Origin of the sequence: Actinospineispora eucalypti (assembly GCF_039543365.1) — a bacterium.
Taxonomy (GTDB): domain Bacteria; phylum Actinomycetota; class Actinomycetes; order Mycobacteriales; family Pseudonocardiaceae; genus Pseudonocardia; species Pseudonocardia eucalypti.
Genome location: NZ_BAABJP010000020.1, coordinates 19,049 through 44,225, shown reverse-complemented (window position 1 = coordinate 44,225; position 25,177 = coordinate 19,049). Strand labels below are relative to the sequence as shown.

At 71.9% G+C, this 25,177-nt stretch carries 24 protein-coding genes; 15 read left to right on the top strand and 9 right to left on the bottom strand.

Annotated elements, in window-relative coordinates; all coding sequences use genetic code 11:
- Nucleotides 1-3 precede the first annotated feature (3 nt).
- Nucleotides 4-618, top strand: coding sequence for a cob(I)yrinic acid a,c-diamide adenosyltransferase (gene cobO, locus ABEB12_RS20795; protein ID WP_185060435.1), 615 nt, complete (start codon nucleotides 4-6; stop codon nucleotides 616-618).
- Nucleotides 619-780: 162 nt separating this feature from the next.
- Here cobO and ABEB12_RS20790 read toward each other — a convergent pair whose 3' ends face one another.
- Complete coding sequence (locus ABEB12_RS20790) at nucleotides 781-1,455, bottom strand: GDSL-type esterase/lipase family protein (protein ID WP_185060436.1); 675 nt, start codon at nucleotides 1,453-1,455, stop codon at nucleotides 781-783.
- Nucleotides 1,456-1,608: 153 nt separating this feature from the next.
- Between ABEB12_RS20790 and ABEB12_RS20785 the strand changes: the two genes are divergently transcribed.
- Nucleotides 1,609-3,066 (top strand): cobyrinate a,c-diamide synthase, encoded by a 1,458-nt coding sequence (locus ABEB12_RS20785; RefSeq protein WP_185060437.1) that lies wholly within the window; start codon nucleotides 1,609-1,611, stop codon nucleotides 3,064-3,066.
- On the opposite strand, the gene ABEB12_RS20780 is transcribed toward ABEB12_RS20785, so the two are convergent.
- Nucleotides 3,033-5,813, bottom strand: coding sequence for an insulinase family protein (locus tag ABEB12_RS20780; RefSeq protein WP_185060438.1), 2,781 nt, complete (start codon nucleotides 5,811-5,813; stop codon nucleotides 3,033-3,035). The genes ABEB12_RS20785 and ABEB12_RS20780 overlap by 34 nt on opposite strands.
- A 121-nt stretch (nucleotides 5,814-5,934) precedes the next feature.
- On the opposite strand from ABEB12_RS20780, the gene ABEB12_RS20775 reads away from it, so the two are divergent.
- Together ABEB12_RS20775 and cobA are read left to right on the top strand one after the other, a co-directional pair.
- Nucleotides 5,935-6,390, top strand: coding sequence for a lipopolysaccharide assembly protein LapA domain-containing protein (locus tag ABEB12_RS20775; RefSeq protein WP_185060439.1), 456 nt, complete (start codon nucleotides 5,935-5,937; stop codon nucleotides 6,388-6,390).
- Nucleotides 6,383-7,594, top strand: a complete 1,212-nt coding sequence (gene cobA / locus ABEB12_RS20770) for a uroporphyrinogen-III C-methyltransferase (protein ID WP_185060440.1) — start codon at nucleotides 6,383-6,385, stop codon at nucleotides 7,592-7,594. Before ABEB12_RS20775 ends, cobA begins: the two co-directional genes overlap by 8 nt.
- Nucleotides 7,595-7,626: 32 nt before the next feature.
- Here cobA and ABEB12_RS20765 read toward each other — a convergent pair whose 3' ends face one another.
- A complete protein-coding gene (locus tag ABEB12_RS20765; RefSeq protein WP_185060441.1) occupies nucleotides 7,627-8,862 on the bottom strand; it encodes a cytochrome P450 in 1,236 nt (411 codons plus the stop codon).
- Nucleotides 8,863-9,155: 293 nt separating this feature from the next.
- On the opposite strand from ABEB12_RS20765, the gene ABEB12_RS20760 reads away from it, so the two are divergent.
- Nucleotides 9,156-9,548 carry a hypothetical protein gene (locus ABEB12_RS20760; protein ID WP_185060442.1) on the top strand — a complete coding sequence of 131 codons (393 nt, stop codon included), beginning with the start codon at nucleotides 9,156-9,158 and terminating at the stop codon, nucleotides 9,546-9,548.
- A complete protein-coding gene (locus ABEB12_RS20755) occupies nucleotides 9,545-10,429 on the top strand; it encodes an alpha/beta fold hydrolase (protein WP_185060443.1) in 885 nt (294 codons plus the stop codon). Before ABEB12_RS20760 ends, ABEB12_RS20755 begins: the two co-directional genes overlap by 4 nt.
- On the opposite strand, the gene ABEB12_RS20750 is transcribed toward ABEB12_RS20755, so the two are convergent.
- Complete coding sequence (locus tag ABEB12_RS20750; RefSeq protein WP_185060444.1) at nucleotides 10,426-11,343, bottom strand: SCO6745 family protein; 918 nt, start codon at nucleotides 11,341-11,343, stop codon at nucleotides 10,426-10,428. The two genes, ABEB12_RS20755 and ABEB12_RS20750, sit on opposite strands and share 4 nt — an antisense overlap.
- A 121-nt stretch (nucleotides 11,344-11,464) precedes the next feature.
- Here ABEB12_RS20750 and ABEB12_RS20745 point away from each other — a divergent pair, with 121 nt between their 5' ends.
- On the top strand, nucleotides 11,465-11,875 hold the full coding sequence (locus ABEB12_RS20745; RefSeq protein WP_345702994.1) for a nuclear transport factor 2 family protein: 411 nt from the start codon (nucleotides 11,465-11,467) through the stop codon (nucleotides 11,873-11,875).
- Complete coding sequence (locus tag ABEB12_RS20740) at nucleotides 11,872-12,666, top strand: enoyl-CoA hydratase-related protein (protein WP_185060446.1); 795 nt, start codon at nucleotides 11,872-11,874, stop codon at nucleotides 12,664-12,666. Before ABEB12_RS20745 ends, ABEB12_RS20740 begins: the two co-directional genes overlap by 4 nt.
- A 384-nt stretch (nucleotides 12,667-13,050) precedes the next feature.
- On the opposite strand, the gene ABEB12_RS20735 is transcribed toward ABEB12_RS20740, so the two are convergent.
- Complete coding sequence (locus ABEB12_RS20735) at nucleotides 13,051-14,328, bottom strand: sensor histidine kinase (protein ID WP_345702993.1); 1,278 nt, start codon at nucleotides 14,326-14,328, stop codon at nucleotides 13,051-13,053.
- Between the two features lie 151 nt (nucleotides 14,329-14,479).
- On the opposite strand from ABEB12_RS20735, the gene ABEB12_RS20730 reads away from it, so the two are divergent.
- Nucleotides 14,480-15,457, top strand: a complete 978-nt coding sequence (locus tag ABEB12_RS20730) for a R2-like ligand-binding oxidase (protein WP_185060448.1) — start codon at nucleotides 14,480-14,482, stop codon at nucleotides 15,455-15,457.
- Between the two features lie 51 nt (nucleotides 15,458-15,508).
- Here the strand turns inward: ABEB12_RS20730 and ABEB12_RS20725 are convergent, their stop codons facing one another.
- The gene (locus ABEB12_RS20725) at nucleotides 15,509-16,777 is read right to left on the bottom strand and encodes an MFS transporter (protein WP_185060449.1); all 1,269 of its coding nucleotides are present in this window, start codon (nucleotides 16,775-16,777) and stop codon (nucleotides 15,509-15,511) included.
- Nucleotides 16,778-16,947: 170 nt separating this feature from the next.
- The gene (locus ABEB12_RS20720; RefSeq protein WP_185060450.1) at nucleotides 16,948-17,619 is read right to left on the bottom strand and encodes a response regulator; all 672 of its coding nucleotides are present in this window, start codon (nucleotides 17,617-17,619) and stop codon (nucleotides 16,948-16,950) included.
- Between the two features lie 86 nt (nucleotides 17,620-17,705).
- Here ABEB12_RS20720 and ABEB12_RS20715 point away from each other — a divergent pair, with 86 nt between their 5' ends.
- The 6 genes from ABEB12_RS20715 (at nucleotide 17,706) to ABEB12_RS20690 (ending at nucleotide 23,131) form a co-directional block, all read left to right on the top strand.
- Nucleotides 17,706-18,515: an enoyl-CoA hydratase-related protein gene (locus tag ABEB12_RS20715; RefSeq protein WP_185060451.1), complete on the top strand. Its 810-nt coding sequence runs from the start codon at nucleotides 17,706-17,708 to the stop codon at nucleotides 18,513-18,515.
- A 1-nt stretch (nucleotide 18,516) separates the two neighbouring features.
- Nucleotides 18,517-19,257 carry an SDR family oxidoreductase gene (locus ABEB12_RS20710; protein ID WP_185060452.1) on the top strand — a complete coding sequence of 247 codons (741 nt, stop codon included), beginning with the start codon at nucleotides 18,517-18,519 and terminating at the stop codon, nucleotides 19,255-19,257.
- Nucleotides 19,258-19,475: 218 nt separating this feature from the next.
- On the top strand, nucleotides 19,476-20,732 hold the full coding sequence (locus tag ABEB12_RS20705) for a Rieske 2Fe-2S domain-containing protein (RefSeq protein ID WP_185060453.1): 1,257 nt from the start codon (nucleotides 19,476-19,478) through the stop codon (nucleotides 20,730-20,732).
- The gene (locus ABEB12_RS20700; protein ID WP_345702992.1) at nucleotides 20,729-21,202 is read left to right on the top strand and encodes an aromatic-ring-hydroxylating dioxygenase subunit beta; all 474 of its coding nucleotides are present in this window, start codon (nucleotides 20,729-20,731) and stop codon (nucleotides 21,200-21,202) included. Before ABEB12_RS20705 ends, ABEB12_RS20700 begins: the two co-directional genes overlap by 4 nt.
- A gap of 1 nt (nucleotide 21,203) precedes the next feature.
- Entirely contained in the window at nucleotides 21,204-21,434 is a 231-nt protein-coding gene (locus ABEB12_RS20695; protein ID WP_185060454.1) for a hypothetical protein, read from the top strand.
- Nucleotides 21,431-23,131, top strand: coding sequence for an AMP-binding protein (locus ABEB12_RS20690; protein ID WP_185060455.1), 1,701 nt, complete (start codon nucleotides 21,431-21,433; stop codon nucleotides 23,129-23,131). The genes ABEB12_RS20695 and ABEB12_RS20690 overlap by 4 nt, the downstream gene beginning before the upstream one ends.
- 193 nt (nucleotides 23,132-23,324) lie before the next feature.
- Here ABEB12_RS20690 and ABEB12_RS20685 read toward each other — a convergent pair whose 3' ends face one another.
- Together ABEB12_RS20685 and ABEB12_RS20680 are read right to left on the bottom strand one after the other, a co-directional pair.
- Nucleotides 23,325-23,966, bottom strand: a complete 642-nt coding sequence (locus ABEB12_RS20685) for a TetR family transcriptional regulator (RefSeq protein WP_185060456.1) — start codon at nucleotides 23,964-23,966, stop codon at nucleotides 23,325-23,327.
- Nucleotides 23,967-23,970: 4 nt separating this feature from the next.
- A complete protein-coding gene (locus tag ABEB12_RS20680; protein WP_185060457.1) occupies nucleotides 23,971-25,134 on the bottom strand; it encodes an acyl-CoA dehydrogenase family protein in 1,164 nt (387 codons plus the stop codon).
- Between the last annotated feature and the right edge of the window lie 43 nt (nucleotides 25,135-25,177).

Sequence of the window (25,177 nt, the reverse complement as noted above, 5' to 3'; positions counted from 1 at the left end):
GACATGCCTCAGGGACAGGTGACCGAGGTACCGGAGGACGGGCTGACCACCCGGCAGCGGCGCAACCGGCCGCTGCTGATGGTGCACACCGGCGAGATGAAGGGGAAGTCCACCGCCGCGTTCGGCATGGCCCTGCGGGCGTGGAACCAGGGCTGGTCGGTGGGCGTGTTCCAGTTCGTCAAGTCGGCGAAGTGGAAGGTCGGCGAGGAGGCCGCGTTCCGCGCGCTCGGCCGGCTGCACGAGCAGACCGGCGAGGGCGGGCCGGTGGAGTGGCACAAGATGGGCGAGGGCTGGTCCTGGTCGCGCAAGCCGGGCACCGAGGAGGACCACGCCGCCGCCGCGCTGGAGGGCTGGCGGGAGATCCGCCGCCGGCTGGAGTCACAGGCCCACGGGTTCTACGTGCTGGACGAGTTCACCTACCCGCTGAAGTGGGGTTGGGTGGACGTGGCCGAGGTGGTGGAGGTGCTGGCCGCCCGGGAGGGCCGCCAGCACGTGGTGATCACCGGCCGGGACGCCCCGGCCGCACTGGTCGACGCCGCCGACCTGGTGCTGCGCACCGACAAGGTGAAGCACCCGATGGACGCCGGCCAGAAGGGCCAGCGCGGCATCGAGTGGTAGGCGTACCTGGTGGATCATCCAGCCGGCTGCGCGGCGCCCAGATCGCGTCTCGCGGCGTTGTCCTCCTCGCCGATAGCTCCGCTATCGACTCGTCGTCCGCCTTGCGAGACCCAATCTGAATCGCCGCTCGCTCGGCATAGATCCACCAGGCACGCCTGCGCGTTACGACCGGCAGCCGCCGTCCCGCACCGCCCGGTTGAGCGCCCGCGCGATGTGTTTCTCGCCCTCGTCGTTCGGGTGGATGCCGTCCTTGGACAGGTGCTCCTCGGGGTCCCACCCGCTGGACGCGTCCACGATCCGCACGGCGGAGAACTCGGCCGCCACGGCCGCCTGCTTGGCCGCGTAGGCGGCGATCACCTTGGGATCCCGGCCGGGGTGGTTGCGCGCGCTCACCCGCAGCGGCTTGAGCAGCAGGATCTCCGGCACCGGCGGGGTGGCGAACGCGGACAGGGTGTGCCGCAGCGCCCCGGTCCACCGCTCGGCCGGCAGCTTGTCCTGGATGTCGTTGATCGCGGAGTCGATCACCACCATCTCGGCGCTGCCGGGCACCCAGCGGGTCGGGCCGGAGTGCACCAGCTTGTCCACGTTGACCGTGGTGCCGCCGTTCACCGCGCGGATCACCGGCCGCACCTGCAGCGCCGAGGCCACCAGGCCGGCGTAGCTGGTGGTCGCGCCGCCGATCTGCGGCGAGTTCAGGTAGCTGTGCCCGTAGGCGACCAGCGGCCCGCGCGGGCGTGTGCACTCCTTGGCCCGGGCGGCCGGGGCGTGGGTCAGGGAGCTGGCGATCAGACACGTTGCGGTGGCCGCCAAGGTGACAGCCAGGGCACGTACCCGCACTGCGACTCCTCGAAGATCGAAAGGGCGACGGGGGGAGCGCCGTCTGTGATCACTGTTGCATGAGATGATCCCGGCTGCGTCCTCCGAAAGAGGGTAAGTGAGGTCACCGATTAACAGGTTGTTAAGCACGTGCCGTCGAACGGGTGAACCGTTATGACGGTTCGGACCAGCGCGATCGTGATCGCGGCGCCGGCCTCGGGCAGCGGGAAGACCACGGTGGCCACCGGGCTGATGGCCGCGCTGTGCCGGAGAGGCACCTCGGTGGCCCCGTTCAAGGTCGGCCCGGACTACATCGACCCCGGCTACCACGCGCTGGCCACCGGCCGCCCCGGGCGCAACCTGGATCCGGTGCTGGTGGGCGCGCACCGGGTGCGGGGGCTGTTCGGGCACGGCGCGGCGGGCGCCGAGCTGGCCGTGATCGAGGGCGTGATGGGCCTGTTCGACGGCCGCCTGGGCGTTCCCGACGGGACCGGCCAGCCGGCCGACGGCTCCACCGCGCACGTGGCCGGGCTGCTCGGCGCACCGGTGCTGCTGGTGGTGGACACCCGAGGGCAGAGCCGCAGCCTGGCCGCCCTGCTGCACGGGTTCGCCACCTTCCGGCCCGGCACCCGGCTGGCCGGCGTGGTGTTGAACCAGGTGGGCAGCCCCCGGCACGAGCAGGTGCTGCGGGACGCCTGCGAGGAGGTGGGCCTGCCGGTGTTCGGCGCGCTGCCCCGCCGCGACGCGCTGGCCGTGCCGTCCCGGCACCTGGGCCTGGTCACCGCCGCCGAGCGCGGCGCGGCGGCATTGGCGGCGGTGGACGCCATGGCCACCCTGGCCGCAACCCACCTCGACCTCCCCGCCATCCAGGCCGCCGCCACCCCCGTCGACCCCGGCGAACCCTGGACCCCCACCGACGAGCTCCAACCCGATTCAGTCACTCCAGCAGCCCGATTCAGTCACTTCGGCAGCGTGGTTCAGTCACTTTCGCCGGTGATCGCGGTGGCCGGTGGATCGGCGTTCAGCTTCGGCTACGCCGAGCACACCGAACTGCTCGCCGCGGCGGGCGCCACGGTGGCGGTGTTCGACCCGCTGCGGGACGAGGCGCTGCCGGCCGGGACGGCCGGGTTGGTGCTGCCCGGCGGGTTCCCCGAGGAGCACGGCGCGGCGCTCGCCGCGAACGCGGCACTGCGCTCCGAGGTGGCCGCGCTCGCGCGCGCCGGCGCCCCGGTGCACGCGGAGTGCGGCGGCCTGCTCTACCTGGGCCGGGAGCTGGACGGGCACCCGATGTGCGGGGTGCTGCCGGCGGTCGGCCGGATGACCCCCCGGCTGCGGCTGGGCTACCGGGACGCGGTGGCGGTGACCGACTCGGCCCTGTTCGCCACCGGCCGGCGGGCCACCGGGCACGAGTTCCACCGCACCGCCATGGAACCGGCGGCCGGAATGCCACCAGCCTGGCGCTGGTCGGCGCCGGAACCGACCGCCGAGGGGTTCGTGGCCAGCGGCGTGCACGCCTCCTACCTGCACACCCACCCGGCCGGCCAGCCGGAGTCGGTGGCCCGGTTCGTGGCCGCGTGCACGCGGTTCGCCGCCGACCGTCAGGGCCTCGGCGTGCCGTCCGTGCCCCGGTAGGTGACCGGCCCCAGGTTCAGGTCCCGCAGCTGCGGGACTATCGCCGCCGCGTCGCCCAGCGCGACCACCTTCATCAGGTCCGGCCGCAGGTGCGCCCGGGCGACCTGGAGCACCTGGTCGGCGTCCACCGCCGCCACCCGGGCGGCCAGCTGCTCGTAGTAGTCCGGCGACAGCTCGTGCAGGAACAGGTAGCGCGCGGTCGCGGCGCCGTCGCTGTTGGTGATGAACTCGGTCGGCAGCTGCTGGATGATCGACTGCTTGGCCCGGTTCAGCTCGTCGGCGGTCACCGGGGCGTCCCGCAGCCCGGACACCTCGGCCAGCATCTCCCGCACCGAGGCGCCGGTCACCGGGGTGTGCGTATTTGTGCGCAGAGCCAAAGTGCCGTCGCCCCGGGTGCGGGACAGGGTCGAGTAGGCGCCGTAGGTGTAGCCGTGGCGGCCCCGCAGGTTGGCGAACAGCCGGCCGGTGGTGCCGCCGCCGAGCACCTCGTTCAGCACCCGCAGCTTGTCGTAGTCGGGGTGGCTGGCCGCCACCATGGGCTGGGCCACCCGCAGCGTGGTCTGGCTCGAGCCCGGGCTGTCCACCACCAGCACTCGGTCCGGGGTCGGGGTGGCCGGGCCCGGTCTCGGGGTCCGCGTCGCCGGGCCGGACCAGCCGCCGAAGGCGTCCTCGGCCAGCCGTTTGGCCGCCTCCAGGGTGAGGTCCCCGGACAGCACCAGCACGCAGTTGCCGGGGGTGAACGCCTGCTGGTGGAATCGCACCACGTCGTCCCGGCTGATCGTGGCCACCGCTTGTTCGCGCCCGGCCGCCGGGTGGCCGTACGGGTGGTTCTCCCCGTACACCTCGCGGCTGACCACCCGGTCGGCGATCGCCGTCCGGTCGAACTTGGCCAGGTCGACCAGCCGGGCCCGCCGGGTCCGCTCCACCTCGGCCGGCGGGAAGGTGGACGACCGCACCAGATCGGAGAGCATCCCGACGGCCGGGCCGAGCTGCTCGCTCAGCGCGGACACCTGGACCGTGCTGCCGTCCACACCGGCGTTCACGCTCAGCTCGGCGCCCAGCGAGTCGATCTCCCGGGCGATGCCGGGCGCGTCGCGGCCGGGCGTGCCCTGGTCCATCAGGTCGGCGGTGAAGCCGGCCAGCCCCGGTTGCGCGGCCGGGTCGGCGGCGCTGCCCCAGCGCGAGGTGACCGAGGCCACCACCAGCGGCAGCGCGTGCGACTCGACCAGGTAGACGGGCAGCCCGTTGGCCAGCTCGAACCGCTGCGCGCGGGGCAGCGGGGTGGTGGGCAGCGGGCCGAGCGGGGGCGGCGTGTTGCGCCACGGCTCGGCCGACGGCGGCCTCGGCGGGGCGGCCGGGGGCGCCGGCGGGGTGGGAGGTTCCGGCGGCAGCACGGCCTGGCCGGGGAGCGTGTGGATGACCACCCGGCGGTCGGATCGCAGGTGGTCGGCGGCGAACCGCTTGACCGCCTCGGGCGCGACGTCGGCGTACCGGCGCAGGTCGCGGTCCAGGTACCCGGGGTCGCCGGTGTACAGGTTGTAGGTGTTGAGCGACGCGGCCCACTTGGAGGGTTTCTCCAGGTTGGAGAGCAGGTCGGTCCGGATGGTCGCCTTGGCCGCCGCCAGCTCGGACGGCGTCGGGCCGTTTGCCTTGAGGGCGTCCAGCTCCCGCTGGATGGCCGCCTCCAGCTCCTGGGGGCTGTGCCCGGGCCGGACGGTGGCCTGGATCCTGAACAGCGAGCCCAGGGCCAGGGAGTACTGGGTGGCCGTGACCTGCTGGGCGATCTCGTCGCGGCGCACCAGCGCGTCGTGCAGGCGGCTGGCCCGGCCGCCGGCCAGCACGTGCGCGGCCAGGTCGCTCTCCGCGTCACCCGGGGTGTAGACCGCCGGGGTGAGCCAGGCCATGGTCACCACGGGCAGCGTCACGTTCTCCGTCATGGTGACCCGCTTCTCGCCGGTCAGTGCGGGGGCGTCGACCTTGGGGCGGGGCACTTCCGCGCCCCGAGGGATGCCGCCGAAGTACTTCTCGATCATCGCCTTGGTTGCCGCCGGGTCGATGTCGCCGACGATGGCCAAGCTGGCGTTGTTGGGCACGTAGTAGCGGCGGAAGAAGTCCCGCGCCTCGTCCAGATGGGCGGCCTGGATGTCCTCGTGCGAACCGATGATGTTGGCGTGGTACGGGTGGCCCGGCGGATAGATCTCGCGGTACACGGCGTCCTCGGTGTTGCCCAGCGCCGCCGCCTCGTGGGTCTGCCGGCGCTCGTTGCGCACCACGCTCTGCTGGTTGGCCAGCTCGGCCGGGCCGAGGGCGTCGAGCAGGAAGCCCATCCGGTCGCTCTCCTGCCACAGGGCCAGCTCGAGTGCGTTGGACGGCACGGTGGTGGTGTAGTCGGTGCGGTCGAAGCTGGTGCTGCCGTTCACGTCCGTCGCGCCGGCCGTGTTCAGCAGGCGGTCGGCCTCGCCGTTCGGGATGTGCCCGGAGCCCTCGAACATCAGGTGCTCGAACAGGTGCGCGAACCCGGTACGGCCGGCGACCTCGTCGGCCGGTCCGACGTGGTAGAAGAGGCTGGTCGAGACGACCGGCAGCCGGTGGTCCTCGCGCAGCACCACGCGCAGCCCGTTGCCCAGGGTGTACTGCTCGAAGCCGCCGTTCACCCTGGACTCACCGGCGCCGCGCACCGGCCCTCCGCAGCCGGCCAGCACCAGGAGCACACAGCTCAGCAGTAGGCCGGTCAAGCGCATCTTCATGCCGACAAAGTTATGCGGATCATGCATAGGGGTGGCAGGTGGCCCCGATCCGACACACCGGCGCCGCCTCGGGGGATACTCCGCTCGGACCGCGTTGGCCAGCATCTGAAGGGACCGCGAGATGGCGGACGAGCAAAATCCCGAAGATCGAGGACCCGTCGAGGAGGGGAACGGCGGTCCGGTGACGCCGCACGCCGGGCTGCCGCACGGCACGCACGGCAACGGCACGAACGGGTTGGGTGCGCTGCCCGCCGTCCGGGAGCCCGAGGGCCCGGCGACGGTGGTTCCCGAGTCGGAGCGCGAGCCGGACCTGGAGATCAAGCACACCCGGATCAGCGGGCTGTGGACCGGCATCATCCTGTCCGCCGTGGTGCTGGTGCTGCTGCTGGTGTTCATCGTGCAGAACATCGAGCCGGCCCGGATCCGGTTCTTCGGCGCCGAGGGCAGCATGCCGATCGGCGTGGCGCTGCTGTTCGCCGCCGCGCTGGGCGTGCTGCTGGTCGCCATCCCCGGCTACCTGCGGATCCTGCAGCTGCGCCGGCTGGCCCGTAAGCGGAGCCGGACCGAGCATGGCTGACCCGCACTACCTGGTCGGCCTGGAACTGCGGGATCGGCTGGTCGTGGTGGTCGGCGGCGGCTCGGTCGCCCAGCGCCGGGTGCCCCGCCTGCTCGCCTCGGGGGCCCGGGTCAAGGTGATCTCCCCGTCGGCGACCGCCGTGGTGGAGGGCCTGATCGAGCCGGGCGGCCGGGTGGAGTGGGTGCGCCGCCGCTACGCCGAGGGCGACCTCGCCGACGCCTGGTACGCCCTGGCCTGCACCTCCGACCCCGAGGCGAACGCCGCCGTGGTGGCCGAGGCGACCCGGCGCCGGATCTTCTGCGTGCGCGCGGACGCCGGCGAGCTGGGCAGCGCGGTCACGCCGGCGGTGGGGGAGCACGAGGGGCTCACCCTCGGCGTGCTGGCCGGTGGCGAGCCGCGCCGCTCGGCGGCGGTGCGCACCGCGTTGGTCGAGGCGCTGCAGGCCGGCGTGATCAGCGACTCGGCCGAGCCCGCCGCGCCCGGGGTGGCCCTGGTCGGTGGTGGCCCCGGCGACCCGGGGCTGATCACCGTGCGCGGCCGGCGGCTGTTGTCCCGGGCGGACGTGGTGGTGGCCGACCGGCTGGCCCCGCAGCGCCTGCTCGAGGAGCTGCCGTCCCACGTCGAGGTGATCGACGCGTCCAAGATCCCGTACGGCCGGGCGATGCAGCAGGAGGCGATCAACACCGCGCTGGTCGAGGCGGCGAAGGCGGGCAAGTTCGCGGTCCGGCTCAAGGGCGGTGACCCGTTCGTGTTCGGCCGGGGCTTCGAGGAGCTGCTCGCCTGCGTGGAGGCCGGCGTGCCGGTCACCGTGGTGCCCGGGGTGACCAGTGCGTTCGCCGCGCCGGCCGCGGCCGGCGTGCCGGTCAGCCACCGGGGCGTGGCGCACGAGATCGTGGTGGTCTCCGGCCACGCCGCCCCGGACGACCCGGCCTCCCTGATCGACTGGCCGGCGCTGGCCCGGCTGCGCGGCACGCTGGTGCTGCTCATGGGCGTGCAGAAGCTGGCCGCCTTCGCCGAGGTGCTGGTGGAGCACGGCCGGCCGGCGGACACTCCGGTCGCGGTGATCCAGGACGGCACGCTGCGCGACCAGCGCACGCTGCGCAGCACGCTGGCCAAGGTGGGCGAAGAAGCCGTGGCGGCGGGCGTGCGGCCGCCGGCGATCATCGTTATCGGGGCGGTGGCTGGGCTCAGCCCAGCCCCGTGAGTGGCGAGTAACGCCATAGCGTCACTCGCCACTCACGAGCCCGCCCACCGGGCGGGCAGCTCCAGCGGCCCCCGGAACGACAGGTTGGGGGTGAACCGGGGCGACGCGCCGGGGGCCAGGCGCAGCCCGGGCAACCGGTCCGCCATCAGGTTGACCACGATCTCGCACTCCAGCCGGGCCAGCCCGGCGCCCAGGCAGAGGTGGATGCCCCGGCCGAAGGAGAGCTGGCGGCGGGCGTTCGCCCGCCGGATGTCGAAGCGGTCGGGCTCGGGGAACACCCCGGGCTCCCGGTCGGCGGCGGCGAAGGCCAGCACCAGCCGGCTGCCCGCCGCCAGCCGCACCCCGCCGACCTCGGTCTCCGTGGTCGTGACCCGCCGCCACATGGGCACCGAGCTCTCGAACCGGAGCGCCTCCTCCACCGCGCCGGCGATCAGCGAGCGGTCCTCGGTGATCTCCAGCCACAGGCCGGGCCGGCGCAGCAGGTGCAGCGTCAGGTTGCCCAGCAGGTTGGTGGTGGTCTCGTGCCCGGCGAAGCTGAGAGCGAAGACCAGGCTGGTGATCTCCGGGTCGGTGAGCGACCGCTCGTCGGCGATCAGCTGGTCGACCAGGTCGTCACCGGGTTCCCGGCGGCGGCCGGCGACGAACGCGGCGACGTAGTCGAAGAACTCGCGCATGCCGAGCGCCGAGCGGATCTGCTTGTCCCGGGTGGGGCGCCCCCAGTTCACCTCGAGCTTGTCCGCGCACCACGCCTTGATCCGGTCGGCGTCCGCGAGGGGCAGCCCGATCAGCGCGAACACGGTCAGCGCGGGCAGCGGGAAGAACAAGGCCGGCACCAGGTCGGCGCGCCCGTCGGCGGCGAACCGGTCGATCAGCTCGGTGGCCCGCCGGGTGATCACCGGTCGCATGCCGGCGACCCGGCGGGGGGACATCGCGCTGGTCATCGCGGTTCGGTAGCGGCGGTGCGCGGGCGGGTCGCAGTTGGACATGGTGGGGACCAGGGGCAGACCGGCGAGGATCTCCGCCGCCTCCGGGCAGGGCGGGTGCAGCGGTCGCTGCGCCTCCACGGCGGAGAAGGTGGCCGGGTCGGCGAGGATGTGCTCGATCTCCCGGTAGCCGGTCACCACCCAGCGGTCCAGCTTGGGCGAGTACCAGACCGGGGACCGCTCGCGCAGCCGGGACAGCTCGGGGTGCGGGTCCGCGACGAACGCGGGGGCCAGCGGGTCGAAGTCCGCGGCGATGGGGCATCCCGTGGTCGGCTCGGCCGTCATGGTCACCCATTCTGACCCGGCCGCGCGGCCGGCACCAATGCCCAAACCGGCCCACCGCCTTGCCTGTACGGGCATGGCGGGGAGTTCTTGCAGTCATTGCACGAGTGCTTCCGCCGCGGTAGCGTCCCGGCTACTTCTTGCAACGATTACACGAATTGGGGTGCGCCGGGTGGTCGAGGTGGGCTGGACGGCGTGGTGACCGCCGGTGAACGGGCCGCCGCCGAGGTGGCCGAGGCGCTCCGCACGGCGCCTTCGACGGACACGGCGCCTTCGATGGAAAGGGGAGCGGTCGCATGAGCCCACTCGGTTGGCGGTTCGCGCTGCGCGGCCTCGGCGGGCTGTACCTGGTGCTCGCCGCGTGGGCCGCCGCGCACCCGGTGTCGTTCAGCCTGGTCCTGGCCAACTTCGGCCCGACCAACGAGCACCTGGTGCACGACTTCGCCGCCTGCTCGGCCACCTTCGGGCTGGGCCTGGTGATCGCGGACCGGCTGCCGTCCTGGCGCACCCCCGCGCTGGCCGTCGCCGGGCTGTGGAACGGCTTCCACGCCGTCTCGCACCTGGCCGACATCCGGGACGCCCAGCCGGCCTTCGTCGGCCCGGTGGAGGCGGTGCTGCTGGTCGCGATCACCGCCCTGTTCGCCACCCTGACCAGGCTCAGCATCCAGCAGGAGAGGGCAGCCCGATGAGGAACGCGTCGACGTGGCGGGACGATCGTCTCGGGCGGCCCCGCTCGGTCACTCTGTCCAGCGGACCGCTGCGGTTCCACGACACCGGTGGCGACGGCCTGCCGGTGCTGGTGTTCGCGCACGGCTACCTGGTGAACGCCAACATCTGGCGCAAGCTGGTGCCGCTGCTGCGCGCCGAGCACCGGTGCATCACGCCGGACCTGCCACTGGGTTCACACGTCGTCCCGGTGAACCGGGACGCGGACCTTTCCCCGCCGGGCATCGCCGGAATGATCGCCGAGCTGCTCGAGGCGCTCGACCTGGACGAGGTCACGCTGTTCGGCAACGACTCCGGCGGCGCCTACAGCCAGCTGGTCGCCGCGTGGCACCCGGAACGGCTGGCCCGGCTGGTGCTGGCCACCTGCGAGACGCCGGAGTGCACCTGGCCGCCGACGCCCGGCGGTTTCGGCCTGTTGAAGGCCACCGCCGCGCACCCGGCCAGCTACCGCGCGCTCTACCAGGTGCTGCGCCTGCCCCGCACCTGGCGCTGGCGCAACACCTACGGCTGGCTGGCCAAGTACCCGATCGAGGCGCCCGCGATGTGGAGCTACCTGCGGCCGGTGCTGGACCGCGCGGAGATCAGGCACGACGGGCGGAAGGCGATCGGCGCGGTCTCCGCCCGGTACAGCCGGGCGGCGGCGGAGGAGCTGGTGCGGCGGTTCGACCGGCCGGTGCTGCTGCTCTGGGCGGAGGAGGACCACGTGTTCCCGGTCGCCCACGCGCAGCGCTACACGGCCCGGCTGCCCAACGCCGAGCTGGTCCGGGTGCCGGACTCGTACACCTACCTGTCCGAGGACCAGCCGGAAGCCGTGGCCAAACACCTGCGCGACTGGTTCGCCTAGCCGGCGGCGCGCTTGCGGGGGTCGAACGGGTAGAGGCCGGCGGCGACGCACCGGCTGGACCAGGAGGAGACCTGCTCCAGCACCGGCTCGAACTGGTCGCCCAGGGCCGCCAGCAGGGTGCCCTGGGCGGCGTCGGTGCGCTGCTCGATCATGGTGCGGAACTCGCGGCCCGAGTCGGTGAGCTCCCAGCTGGCGATGTGCCCGGCCACGGTGAGCTGCTTGATCGCGGCCTCGTTGTCCGGCTGCGCCCAGGCGTGCAGGTTGCTGTACCGGCCCAGCGGGTAGTCCAGCCACAGCTCGGTCAGGATGTTGATCTCGGGGGCGGTCAGGCCGAGGGCCACCCAGGTGGCGTGGTGGCCGCCGCCCCGGTGCTCGCGGACCAGCTCGGCCGCGCGCCACAGCCGCGCGTAAGGGTCGGTCAGCCGGGGCATGTCGCGCAGCGCGGCGAAGACCGGCCGCCCGCCGCCGTCCGCCGCGTCCGCGGCCCGCTCGAGCAACTCGGCGACCCGGTCGACCTCGGCCTCGGTGGTGATGTCGCCCAGCACCTTGCGCAGGCTGATCGCGGTGCCCTCGTCGCGCAGCTTGATGAACTGGTCGCGCTCCAGCTTGGACCGCGCGTCGGTCCAGCGGGCCTCCACGAAGTCGGGGGAGAACACGGCGAGCGCGGCGGTGACTACGGGGGCCGTCACGTCGCCGAGCGCGACCCCCCGGCCGTAGATGTAGCCGCCGAACATGTCGATCTCGTACTTGGCCAGCGCGTCGTTCACCTCGCGGGACCACACCGAGTGCATGGCCAGCGGTTCCAGCGCGTCCCGCAGCTGGCGGGCCGGTCCGCCCTCACTTACCGCGGCCGGGGTCTTGGTGCCTTCCGGCGCGGTGGTGAAGAACTTGGCGTACGCGGCCTCGTAGTCCATGCGGGTAAATCTAGTGTGCGCGGGTAGCGGAACGGCCGGGTGGCCACCCCGGCGCGCCGAGTGATCTCGGCCGGGTTCGGCTTGACGCCGCCACCGTGCTCGGACAGAGTGCATGGACATGATGTCCAGCAACGCTGTGCGCGGCCTGGCGGAGCGGGTCTACCCCGCGCTGGCCGCCGGGGACCGGGACACGCTGACGACCCTGCTCAGCCCCGATTTCCAGGGTCATTTCAGCCCCGGGCTGCCCGCCCCGATCGGCGGCACCCACGTCGGCCCGCAGGAGTGCATCGAGCGCGGGTGGTGGGCGATCGGAGCGCGGTGGGCGGTCCGCGCCGAGCCGGAGCGGTGGGTACCCTGCGGGGACGCCGAGCTGCTGGTTCTCGGCACCTACCGGGGTCGGGGGCGGGCCACCGGGAAGGCCTTCGAGGCGCCGTTCGCGCACCTCTGGACCGCGCGCGGCGACCGGCTCGGCGAGCTGCGCCAGTTCACCGACACCGCCCTCTGGGTGGCCGCCCTGGAGGAAACCCCGTGAGCGACCGGACCGTGCTGGAGATCGCCGACGGGCTGGCGCGGCTGCGGCTCACCCGCCCGGACCGGCGCAACGCGATCGACATGGCGATGGCCGGCGGGATCGCCGAGCGGATGGACCAGCTGGTGGCGGCCACCGACGGCGGCGACGTGCGCGCGGTCCTGATCGAGGCCGAAGGCCCGGCGTTCACCGTCGGCGGGGACGTGGACCACCTGGCCGGCCAGCTGGACCGGCTGTCCGCCGAGCTGGACGACATGATCACCCGCTTCCACGGCGCGCTGGCCCGGCTGGCCGAGCTGCCGGTCCCGGTGGTCACCGCCGCGCGGGGCGCGGTGGCCGGCGGCGGGTTGGGGCTGTTCTGGTGTGCCGACCTGGCCATCGCCGGCGACGACCTGCGCATCGCCACCGGATTCGCCCGGCTGGCGCTGTCCGGTGACGGCGGCAGCTCGTGGCACCTGCCGCGGCTGGTGGGGCTGCGCCGGGCGCAGGAGCTGCTGCTCGGCGGCCGGGTGCTGGACGCCGCCGAGGCGCTGGACTGGGGACTGGTCACCCGCGTGGTGCCGGCCGATGAGCTGGCCACCCACGCGCTGGCGGTGGCCCGCGAGCTGGTCGAGGGGCCGACCTACGCCTTCGGCCGGATGAAGCGGCTGCTGCGGGAGTCGGGCGGGAACACCTACCGGGAGCAGCTGGAGGCCGAGCGCGCGGCGATCGTGGACTGCGGCGCGACCTCGGACGGCCGGGAGGGCCTGGCCGCGTTCGCCGAGCGCCGCTCGCCCCGCTTCACCGGGCGGTAGGTCCGAGGCCGCCTGAGCGCGTGTCACCGGGCATGATCGCTGGCTGTGGCGGTGCAGCCGCGATTTTCGCGGCCCAACCGCCAGCAACGACGATCACCTCCACCCCGGAAACACCACACAGCCACTCCGCCGAAGTCACCTGGTGCCGCCCCTGACCCGACCGACGGGTCCAGCGCAGCTAGTGATCAATTCATCCTCACAGACGTTTCCCACTCGTAGAACGTCTCGCACGATGAGTTGACCATGGAATCGGCACCGGGCCGACCCGGAGTCTCGACCAACGCAACAGGCCGTACTCGAGCTGCGGCCACCCAGCTCCGCCGTCCGAGCTCTTTGAACCCCGCGGCACCACCGCGCCGCGCAGTGGTGAACCGAACGTGCTGGTCAGCCGCGAGTATGTAACGGGATCTCCAGGCGGGCGACCAGCCCGCCGCCGTCGCGGGCCGACAGGGTGAGCTGTCCCTGCACGCTGCCCACCAGCTGCGCCACGATCCACAGCCCCAGCCCGGCGGTGCCCCGCCGGTCGCCGTGGCTGACGTACTTGCGGGACACCTGGCCCAGCTGTTCCGGGGGCAGCCCGGGTCCCCGGTCGCGCACCTCGGCGACCAGCCGGTCCGGCTGCCCGGCCAGGTGCAGCTCGACCGGGCCGCTGGTGCTGTGCCGCGCGGCGTTCTCGGCCAGGTTGGTGAGCACCCGGCGCAGCAGCTGCGGGTCGCTCCACACCGCGGCGCCGGGGGGTTCCACGGTGCTGGCCCGCCGCTCGGCGGGGATCGCGGCGGCGTCCAGCACCGCCTCGGCCAGCTCGGCCAACGGCACGTCACGCTCCCGGGGCCGGCCCACCGGCGAACCGTCGGCCAGGGCCAGGTCGGCCAGGTTCTCCAGCATGTCCCGCAGGTGCTCGGCGTGCGCCCGCACCAGGGTGAGCGCGGTGGCCCCGGCCGGCTCGGCCAGCGCCCCCGACTCCAGGTCGCGGCTCAGCGCGGTCAGCGAGGCCACCGGGGTGCGGAACTCGTGCAGGATCACCCGCAGCCCGTCCTGCCGGGCCTGCTGCGACTCGTGCAGCCGTTCCCGCAGGTCCCGCTCCTCCAGCAGCGCCTCGTGCTCGGCGATGGCCTCGGCTCGGGAGCTCACCGCGGCGTCGTACTGGCGCTGCAGGAGCTGGGTGAACACCTGCACCAGCACGGCGGTGGCCACCAGGTAGCCGATCCACCAGCCGCCGTGCAGCAGCCGCTCGGACAGCGACATCGCGCCGGGGGAGACCAGCACCGCACCCGTGTAGCCGAGGCCGAGGCCGACCGCGACCGGGTAACCCTGGCGGCCGCCCAGCCCGGCGGCGATGACGATCAGCGGCAGCACCGCGACCAGCAGCGTGTCCGGCCCGCCGAACAGCGCGCAGCCGAACAGAGTGAGCACCGAGTCCATGAGCGAGATCGACCAGGTCGGAGGCGACCAGTGCCAGCGCACCAGCAGCAACGCCAGCACCACGCTGTAGCAGGCGCAGGTCCCGAACAGCGTCCAGGCCAGGCCGCGGTTGCCGGCGGCCAGCTGTTCCTGGGTGAGCAGCAGGGTTCCCCAGGACAGCACGACCGCGATCCGGACCACTACCACGGCCCGTTGCTCCCGGGGGTCGAGCAGCTCCGCCAGTCCCGACGGTGGCCACATGGGCCCTCCCTTCATTGGCCCGTGCGGGCCAACCCTGGCGCGCGCGGTCCTAGGCATGGTGACCGCCCATTTGTGATGATCGGCACAGCTGGAGATTCATGCCCGAACAGCGCCGTTCATACGAGCCGTATTCAGCGAGGAGTACACCCCAATGGCGATCGACAGGATCATCGAGCACAACAAGCGCACCGGCTACGGCAGCCTGTGTACCGGCGGGCTGCGCATGGAATCCTTCCCGATGAAGCTGTTCCGCAAGGGGAACAAGAAGTTCTGGAACCCCGAGGACATCGACTTCAGCCAGGACGCCGAGGACTTCGCGGCGATGACCGACGACGAACAGCTGATCACCGCGTCGCTGGCCGCGCGGTTCATGGCCGGCGAGGAGTCGGTGACCCAGGACATCCAGCCGTTCATGCAGGCCATGGCGGCCGAGGGGCGGCTGGCGGACGAGGCCTACCTGGCCCAGTTCGCGTTCGAGGAGGCCAAGCACATGATGGGCTTCCGGATGTGGTTCGACGCGATGGGGCTGGACGGCGACCTGCACGAGTACGCCGACTACGGGCCGGCCTACGCGATCATCTTCCAGGTCGAGCAGCCGAAGGCGATGTACGCGCTGATGGACGACCCGTCGCCGGCCGCGCAGGTACGCGCCTCGGTGACCTACAACCACATCGTGGAGGGCTGCCTGGCGCTGACCGGCTACTTCGCCTGGGCGAAGGTGTGCAACAGCCGCAACATCCTCCCCGGCATGCAGAAGCTGATCAAGCACATCGGTGACGACGAGCGCCGCCACATGGCCTGGGGCACCTTCACCTGCCGCCGGCACGTGGCCGCCGATGACGCCAACTGGACCGTGGTCGAGCAGCAGATGGGCAAGCTGATGCAGCCGGCACTGGACCTGACCAACGAGATCTACAACCGGTTCGAGGGCCGGGAGATGCCGTTCGGAATCGACCAGGCCGAGATGCTGCAGTACGCCACCGACAAGCTCACCCGCCGGCTGGAGTCCATCCAGGGCGCCCGCGGCCGCCCCGTGTTGGAAATCGACGAGGACTACTCGCCGATGGAGCTGGAGGACAAGTTCGGAGACGAGGACCTGGCCAAGCACCGCGAGCTGGCCAGCGCCTGAGTTTGGTAGGGGCTTACCTGGGGACCCGCGCGCGCCTAACTGGGCGCGCGCTCAGCCAGCGCGTTCCGCGCTGGGGACCCGCCCGCGGGTCCACCAGGTGAGCGCCGCCCCGACCACCAGCAGGAAGCTGGTGGACAGGAACACCGCCGGCATGCCGAAGTGGCCGCCGACGAACCCACCGGTGGTCGGCCCGGCCACCTGGCCCACGTACTGCGCGCTGATCGAGTAGCCGAGGATCTGCCCGGCGCCGTCGGCGCCCACGTTGTGCCGGATGGACGCGGTGATCGCGGGCAGCAGCCCGCCCAGGCTCAGCCCCATCAGGAAGCGCAGCAGCCCGAGCTGGAGGTTGTTCTGCGCGGCGGCCTGGAGGGTGAGCAGCGCGGCCGCGACCAGCAGGCAGCCGCAGATCACCGGCGGGTGGCCGATCCGGTCGGCCAGCTTGCCCAGCCGGGGCGCGGACACGATGGTGCCCAGCGCGCCGGCCGCCATCACCACGCCGGCGATGGTGGCCACGGCCGTGGTGCCCGGGGCGAGCTGCGTGACGTACACCGTGATGATCGGCTCCACCGACATGGTGGCGAACATGAGCAGCATCGCGGTGGTCAGCAGGGCGGCCAGCCGCCACGGGTGGGTCACGCCCGACCACGCCGTGCGCCGCTTCGGTTGGCCCGGCTCGGCCGCCGGGGCGCGAGCCGGCCGCCGCTCCTTGATCAGGAACGTGGTGGCCAGGAACGCGCAGAAGATCGTCGCGCCGGAGAGGAAGAAGGTCGCCCGGATTCCGATCAGGTCCGGGGCGATCCCGCCGAGCAGCGGCCCGATCACGCTGCCCGCCATGATGCCGGAGGAAAGCACGCCCAGCGCCCACGCCGACCGGTTCTTCGGCGTCTGCGTGGCCACCAGCACGGTCGAGCCCGAGGTGTACCCGCCGAGCAGCCCGACCAGCAGGCGCAGCGCGAGCAGCTGCCACACGTTCTGCACCAGGCCGGTCAGGGACATCGCCACGGTCATCCCGGCGCTGGCCCTGATCAGCATGGACTTGCGGCCGTAGCGGTCGCCCAGGGCGCCCCACAGCGGCGCGGTGAGCGCCGCCATGAGGAACGTCGCGCCAAACGTGACGCCGGACCACTGCGCCACCGCCCGGGGATCGGTGACCCCCAGCTCACGGATGTAGATCGGCAGGTAAGGGATGAGCAGGGTCATCGCCACGATCGTCGTAACCGACCCGCCGAAACAGACGAACAAATTCCGCCGCCAGGCCGGATTTACCTCATCACTTCCCACAATATGAGACACCCTTCCCAATTTCTGAAACCCTACCATCCCGATTCAGTGGTTTCAGCAGCGTGATTCAGTGGTTTCAGCAGGCTGGTTCAGTGGTTTCAGCAGGCTGGTTCAGTCACTTCGGGCTTGCGGTCGCCGCACGTGCGGCCCCGTCCAAGCCGATCTCTGAGCCCACACCGACGCCGAGCCGGCGTGGAACTCCGAATTACTCAGTGCGCCTGGGCGTCGTCGAGCAGGCCGTAGTGGCCGGCCAGGCCGGCGGCCTCGATCCGGTTGGGCACGCCGAGCTTGTGCAGCAGCGCGGCGACCAGGCGCTTGGCGGTGCGCTCGGAGACCAACAGCTGGGTGGCGATGTCGGCGGTCTCCATGCCCCGGGCGATCAGGATCCACAGTGCCCGGTCCTGGTCGTCCAGGCGCTCCAGCAGTTCGTCCGGGGGCTTGCGGGCCGACGCGAGAAGCGCGTCCAGCAGTGCGCCCGGCATCACGCGCAGTCCGGCGGCCACGGTGAGCAGCGGCGCGAGCAGGACGTCCGGGTCGGCCGATTTGGGCAGGTAGCCGTCGGCACCGGCGCGCAGTGCGCGTTCGGCCAGCGTGAGGTCCTCCGACCCGGAGAGGGCGATCACCTTGGTGCACGGCCGGCGCCGCTTGACCTGGCGGATCGCGGCGGCGCCGCCCAGCGGCGGCATTGCCAGGTCGATCAGGGCCAGGTCGGCCGCGCTGGCCTCGACCAGGTCGGCGGCCTCTTCTACCCGGGTGGTCAGGCCGCCGACCTTGAACCGGTCACCGGCCTTGCTCTCCAACAGCAGCGCCAGCCCCTGCGCGAACAGGTCGTGATCGTCCACGATCACCACCGTCAGGCGCCGGGCTTCGGGGCCGCTCACCCGCGCAGAGTCTCACATCGCCGGTTGCGCCGCGCGTCACCTACCTGGACACTATGTCCAGACAGTGTGCACAGATGAGGGCGGTCATGACCGAGAAACTGATCGACAGCGGCATGGTGCTGCTGGACCTGGAGGACGACGGTGTCGGCCGGCTCACGCTGAACCGGCCCGAGGCGTCGAACGGGATGAGCGTGCCGTTCCTGCGCGCGCTGTACGACGCGCTGATGCGCTGCCACGGCGAGCCGAGGTTGCGCGCGCTGTTGCTGCGCGGCGCCGGTCCCAACTTCTGCGCCGGCGGGGACATCAAGGACTTCGCGGCCAAGGGCGAGGCGTTGCCGGACTACCTGCGCGAGGCCACCTCGTGGCTGCAGATCTCGGTGACCGCGCTGATCCGGCTGCACGCCCCGGTGGTCGCCGCGGTGCACGGGTTCGCCGCCGGTGGCGGCGGCTTCGGGCTGGTCTGCGCGGCCGACCTGGTGGTGGCCGCCGAATCGGCCAAGTTCCTGCCCGGCGCGACCAGGGTGGGCATGGCCCCGGACGCCGGCGTGTCGGTGACGCTGCCCCGGCTGGTCGGCATGCGCAAGGCCATGGAGCTGGTGCTCACCAACCCCACGCTGAGCGCCGCCGAAGCGCGCGACCTGGGACTGGTGAACACCGTGGTCCCGGACGACGCGCTGGCCGACACGGCGGACAGGCTGGTCGCCAAGCTCGCCTCCGGCGCCCCGCGCGCGCTGGCGGCCAGCAAGCGCCTGCTCTGGGATGGCGTCGGCCGGTCGGTGGAGTCCGGCTTGCCGGACGAGGCGCGCACGGTCTCCGAGCTGTCCGGCACCGCCGACGCGCGGGAGGGCCTCGCCGCCGTGATCGAGCACCGCCGCCCCCGCTTCACCGGGCGCTGAGGTGGACCGGCTGAACGGCCAGCGGGCCGTGGTCACCGGCGGCGGGCGGGGCATCGGGGCGGCCATCGCCCGCCGGCTGGGTGCCGAGGGCGCGCACGTGACGGTGCTGGACCTGGACCTGGAACCGGCGCGCGAGGTGGCGGGGGAGATCGGCGGCGAGGCGGTGCGCTGCGACGTGGCCGACCCGGCCGCCGTGCAAGCCGCCCTCGGCGGCGACCGGAGCTTCCAGATCCTGGTGAACAACGCCGGGTACGACTCGTTCGCCTGGTTCACCGACGTCACGCCCGAGCAGTGGCGGCGGATGCTCGCGGTGAACCTGGAAGGCGTGTTCGCCTGTACCCAGGCGGTGCTGCCCGCGATGCAGCGGGCGAAGTACGGCCGGATCATCACGGTGTCCTCGGAGGCCGGCCGGATCGGCTCCAAGGGCAACGCGGTCTACGCCGCGACCAAGGCCGCCGGCATCGGGTTCATGAAGTCCATCGCCCGGGAGAACGGCCGCTTCGCCATCACGGCGAACGCCCTGGTCGCCGGCCCCACCGATACCCCGCTGCTGGACAAGGTCCGCGCCCAGGGCGAGGTCGGCGACCGCCAGATCGCCGCCATGATCGCCGGCACCCAGCTCGCCCGCCTGGCTACCCCCGAGGAGCTGGCCGCCGCCGCCGCCTTCCTGGCGAGCCCCGAATCCGCCTACGTAACCGGCGAAGCCTTCGGCGTCTCCGGCGGCATGGGCCTAGGCGCCTAATCCATGTCGCGGATTCCAGCACCCCATGTCGCGCATTCCGCCAGGGTCGAGCCCGGCTGCCCCCGGTCATTGGCTGCGCACGTCCGCGACACGGCCTGGCGGAAACCGCGATATGGCGTGTGTGAATCCGCGATATGGAGTGGCGGGGTCCGCGACATGTCGTCTAACATAGTGTCCAGACACGGTGTCCGATTTTGCCGTAAGTGGAGGTCGAGGGCATGACCGTCACCGCCAACCCGTCCCGGTACGCGGAGCTGATCAGGCCGGACCGGGTACACGGGTCGCTGTACACCGACCCGGAGATCTTCGCCGAGGAGCTGGAGCGGATCTGGTACACCGGCTGGGTCTACGTCGGCCACGAGAGCGAGATCGCCCAGCGAGGCGACTACGTGGTCAAGAGCATCGGCCCGCAGTCGGTGATCATGACCAGGGACCGGACCGGCCAGGTGCACCTGCTGCTCAACCGGTGCAGCCACCGGGCGAACCTGGTGTGCGACGCCGAGCGCGGCAACTCCAACGCGCTGCGCTGCCAGTACCACGGGTGGACCTTCAGCAACAACGGCGACCTGCTCGGCTACCCGTTCATGCAGGGCTACGGGGGCAAGGAGAAGAAGAAGGAGCTGGGGCTGGGCCGGGTCACCCGCACCGAGTCGTACCGCGGTTTCGTGTTCGGCAGCTTCGCCCCGGACGGCCCCACCCTGCGCGAGCACCTGGGCGACGCGGCGGAGGCCATCGACCGGCTGGTAGCGCTGTCCCCGGAGGGCGAGGTCCGGCTCACCGCCGGTTGGCTCAAGCACAAGGTGAAGGCCAACTGGAAGATGCTGGTGGAGAACGAGACGGACGGCTACCACCCGCAGTTCGTGCACGCGTCGATCTTCGAGGTGGCCAAGAGCGGCATCGGCGACCTGTACAGCGACAAGTCGGCGGCGGTCAGCCGGGACCTGGGCAACGGGCACACGGAGAACGACCTGCGCCCGGAGTTCCGCCGCCTGGGCGTGCCGATGGGCTGGTTCGGCACCACCGCCGACCGGATGCCCGAGTACGTCAGCGACCTGCGGAAGGCGTACGGCGAGTCGGCCGAGACGTCGCTGATCGACGGCTCCCCGCACGTGATGATCTGGCCGAACCTGTTCATCGCGGAGATCCAGCTGTTCGTCATCCAGCCGCTGGCCGTGGACCAGACGGTCCAGCACGTCACCGCGTTGCAGTTCGCCGGCGCGCCGCAGCTGAACGAGCGCATGCTGCGCCAGACGCTCGGCTCGGTCGGCCCGGCCGGCTTCCTGCTCGCCGACGACTCGGAGATGTACGAGCGCAACCAGCGCGGCGTGCAGGCCCGTCATCCGGAGTGGCTGACCATCAGCCGGGGCATGCACCGGGAGCGCGTCGACGCGCGCGGCCACACCATCGGCTACGCCACCGACGAGGTCCCGCTGCGCGCGATCTGGCAGCACTACCTGGGGCTGATGAACCGGTGACCGGGCTGACCGACGTCGCGCAGTTCCTGTACCGCGAGGCCCGCCTGGCCGACGAGCACGACTACGACGGCTGGGAGTCGCTGTGGACCGACGACGGGCTGTACTGGATCCCCGCCGGGGGCAGCTCGGCGGAGGACCCGGACACCCAGGTGTCCATCGCCTACGACAACCGCTCCCGCATCGCGCTGCGGGTGGCCCAGCTCAAGAGCGGCAAGCGGCACTCCCAGACACCGCCGTCCAGCGTGCGCCGGATGATCAGCAACATCGAGCTGCTCGGGGAGGATTCCGGTGACCAATGCGTCGGCGCCAACTTCCTGGCCGTGGAGTCGCGCGAGCGGGGCACCCAGCTGTGGGCCGGCCGCGCCGAGTACCGGCTGCGGCAGGTCGACGGAGAGCTGCGGATGGCGGTCAAGAAGGTGAGCCTGGTAGACCGGGACCGCGCCCTCTACACGCTGTCCTTCCTCATCTGAAATGGCCTCCCGAGAAGATCCGATCGGCACCGTGGCCAGCGAGTTCGCCGCGGTGTCGGTGAGCGTCGACCACACCGCCAACGGCCCGAGGCTCCGCCTGGAGGACCTGAACAGCGGGCGCGTCGCCTTCCTGGACGCGCTGCAGCTGGAGTCGCTGGTCTGGCTGCCCGCCGAACGGCTGGAGCAGCTGGTCGACCCCTCCCACAACCGCTGGCGAGACGAGGCACGATGACCCGCTCGAGCACCGAACAGCGCCGGGAGACGCTGCTGGCCGATCACCCGACCTGGCGGCCGCGCACGCTGGACCAGGCGCTGCGCGAGGCGGGGCGGCGGTACGGCGACCGGCCGCTGGTGCTCACCGACGACCGTGCGCTGAGCTACGCGGAAGCGGCCGAGTGGGCGGGCAAACTGGCCGACGGGCTGGCCGCCGCCGGGGTGCGCCCGGGTGACCGGGTGGGCGTGGTGATGGCCAACTACCTGGAGTTCGTGCCGGTGAAGTTCGCCATAGCGGCAGCCGGCGCGGTGGCCATCCCGTTCAACTACCTGTACCGGCGGGACGAGCTGGCCTACGTGCTGGCCCAGTCTCGGTGCGCGATGTTGATCACTATGACGGGGTTCGCCGGCCTGGACTACCTGGCCATGCTGGACGAGATCGCACCCGGGTGGTCAGCGGGACCGACCGAGGCGTTGCCCGAGCTGCGCAAGGTCGCGCTGCTGTCCACCGACGGCCGGACGCGGGACGGCGTGCCGGACATCGCCTCGCTGACTCGCCTGGGCGCGGCCAACCCCGGGGCGGCCTCGGCGGCGGCACACCGGCCCGACGACGTGGGCGACATCCTGTACACCTCGGGCACCACCGGCTCGCCCAAGGGCGTCATGGTGACCCACGACGCGGTACTCCGCACCGGCTACGCCTCGGCGCTGACCAGGGCGTTCGAGGACGGCCGGCGGATCCTGTTCTCGCTGCCCTGCTACCACATGTTCGGCTACGTGGAGGGGTTGCTGGCCGCGCTGTTCGTCGGCGGGGCGATCGTGCCGCAGACCGCGTTCGACCCGGCCCGCTACTTCGCCGGCATCGCCCGGCACCGGGCCACCGACATCCTCTGCGTGCCCACCATGACGGTGGCGCTGCTGGAACACCCGGCGCGCACGGAGCACGACCTGTCCTCGGTGTTCGGCATCCTGTCCGGCGCCGCGCCGGCGCCGCGCTGGCTGTGGGAGCGGGTGCGCTCCGACCTCGGCATCGACGAGATCACCACCGGCTACGGCATGACCGAGGCGGGCGGCGCGATGACGCTCAGCCGCCCGGAGGACACCCTGGACCTGCACTCGGGCACGGTGGGCGCGGTGAAGATGGCCGGCGCGGCCGGGTTGCCCGAAGCCGGCGGCGCGCTGTGCGAGTACAAGACCATCGACCCGGTGACCGGGGCGGACCTGCCGCCGGGCACCGAGGGGGAGCTGTGCTCGCGCGGCCCGAACACCATGCTCGGCTTCTGGGAGAAGCCCGAGGAATCGGCCGCCGCGCTGCGCGGCGAATGGCTGCGCTCGGGCGACCTCGGCCGGGTGCGCTCCGACGGATATCTGCAGATCACCGGCCGCAGCAAGGAGCTGTACAAGAGCGGCGGCGAGCTGGTCATGCCCAAGGAGGTGGAGGAGCTGCTCTGCGCGCACCCCGGCGTCAGCCAGGCGTTCGCGATCGGCGTGCCGGACGACCGCTGGGGCGAAGTCGGCTGCGCCTGGGTGGTCCCGGAACCCGGGTCGAACGTGACCGTGGCGGAGCTGCTCGAGCTGTGCAAGTCGAAGCTGGCCCGCTTCAAAGTGCCCAAGCACGTGCTCTTCCTGACCGCCGAGGAACTCCCCACCACCCCCACCGGCAAAGTCCAAAAGTTCGCCCTGGTCAAACGCGCCACCCAGCGCCTGTCCGGATAGCCCACAGATGATCGACATCATCATCATTGCCCTTTTACCTGCGGGTAACGGCAGTGATGATGAACTCGATCGTCATCAGGCGGAGAGGTCCGCCAGCATCTACTCGCGCGGGTTTCGATCACCGTGCCGAGCCGGCTGAGGGCCGCTCGCATGGCTCCCAAACCGTGCGTGCGGGCGACCTGATGGGTGGAACTTAGCGGGCGGCGGAGGCGTAGAGGGTGTTCCAGATGATGGTGGTGTAGGCGTCTACCAGGTCTTTCAGGTCCTCGGTGGTGGCGTCGCGGATTAGTCGGTGCAGGCCGCGCTCGGCCATCCACTGCAGCCAGGCGGCGGTTTGCGCGGGTAGCAACTTCTGGTCCACCCAGCCGCCGGACTGGCCGGCCTTGATGTGTTTGCGCAGGCCGGCGATGTTGCGCTCCATCATGGTTTCCACCTGCTCGCGCACGCCGGGGTCGTAGGCGGCGGCGTCGAAGGCGGCGGCCATCAGTGTGGTGTGCGGCCGGTAGACCTCCACCACCTGGTCCAGCGCGGCGCGCAGCTCCTCCCAGGTCACCGCCCCTCGCTCGGAGCCCAGCGACCACCAGGTCTGCGCGGCCAGGTCCAGCTCGGAGATGATGTCCGCCAGCCAGCCCTGGATGAGCTCGCCCTTGTCCTCGAAGTACACGTAGAACGTGGACCGGGACACCCCGGCCAGCGAGACCAGGCGCTCCACCGACAGCTCGGTGAAGCTCTCGCCCTCGGCCAGCAGCGACTCCACGGCGGTGAGCAGCCGCGCGCGGATCTGGTCGCGCCGCTCGGCGCGACCCCCCTGGGACTTGCGGGTAACGGAGGGCACGGCGTCAGAACCCGTACGATTTGCCGATCACATCGAGCATGATCTCATCCGCCCCGGCGCCGATGCGGTAGAGGCGGATGTCCCGGAGCACCCGGGACACGTCGTACTCGTCCATGTAGCCCGCGCCGCCGTGGATCTGCACGCACTCGTCGGCCACCTCCCACGCGGTCTGCGTGGCCAGCAGCTTGGCCATGGAGATCTCCCGCACCGGGTATTCGCCGGCCGCGTAGGACCGGGCGGTCTGGTAGATCAGCGCGCGGGCGCCGGCCAGCCGGGTGGCCATCGCGGCGAACTTGTGCCGGATCGCCTGGTGCTGGCCCAGCGGCCGGCCGAAGGTGTGCCGCTCGCGGGCGTACCGCAGCGTCTTGTCGAACGCGTACTGCCCGTAGGCCAGGCAGCCGGCCGCGCCGATCAGCCGCTCGGCCTGCAGCTCCCACATGATGTGCTCGAAGCCCTTGCCCACCGTGCCGAGCACCGCCGAGTCGTCCAGCCACACGTCGTCGAAGGACAGCAGCGCGGTGTCCGAGGCGTGCATGCCCATCTTGCGCAGCTTCTGCTGCCGGGTCACCCCGGGCGTGGACATCGGCACCAGGAACAGGGTGAACCCGTGGTGGCCGGAGTCCGGGTCGGTCTTGGTGACCAGCACGATCATGTCGTTGCGGTGGCCATTGGTGATGAAGGTCTTGGACCCGTTGATCAGCCAGCCGCCGTCGTGGCGCACCGCCCTGGTCTTGATCGAGGCCACGTCCGAGCCGGCGTCCGGCTCGGTGATGCCCAGTGAGTAGATCTTCTCGCCGGCCACTCCGGGGCGCACCCAGCGCTGCTTCTGCTCCTCGGTGCCGAACTCCAGGATGGGCGGCATCACCATGTCGGTGTGCACGGACAGGCCCATCAGGAACCCGCCGCTGCCGCCCCGGGCGATCTCCTCGGCCAGCACCAGGTTGGTGAAGTAGTCGCCACCCTGGCCGCCGTACTGCTCCGGCACCGACAGCCCGAGAAAGCCCAGCTCACCCATCCGCCGGACGATCGAGTCCGGGAAGGTGCGCTCCTCCCACTCGGCGACGTGCGGCACTATCTCGCGCTCCACGAAGGCGCGGATGGCGGCGCGCAGGGCCTCGTGCTCGTCGGTGAACACCACATGTGAACTGGCCGGCGCGGTGGCGGTCATGGCTGCTCCAAGAACTGGCTGGACAATCTGTCCGGACGCTATG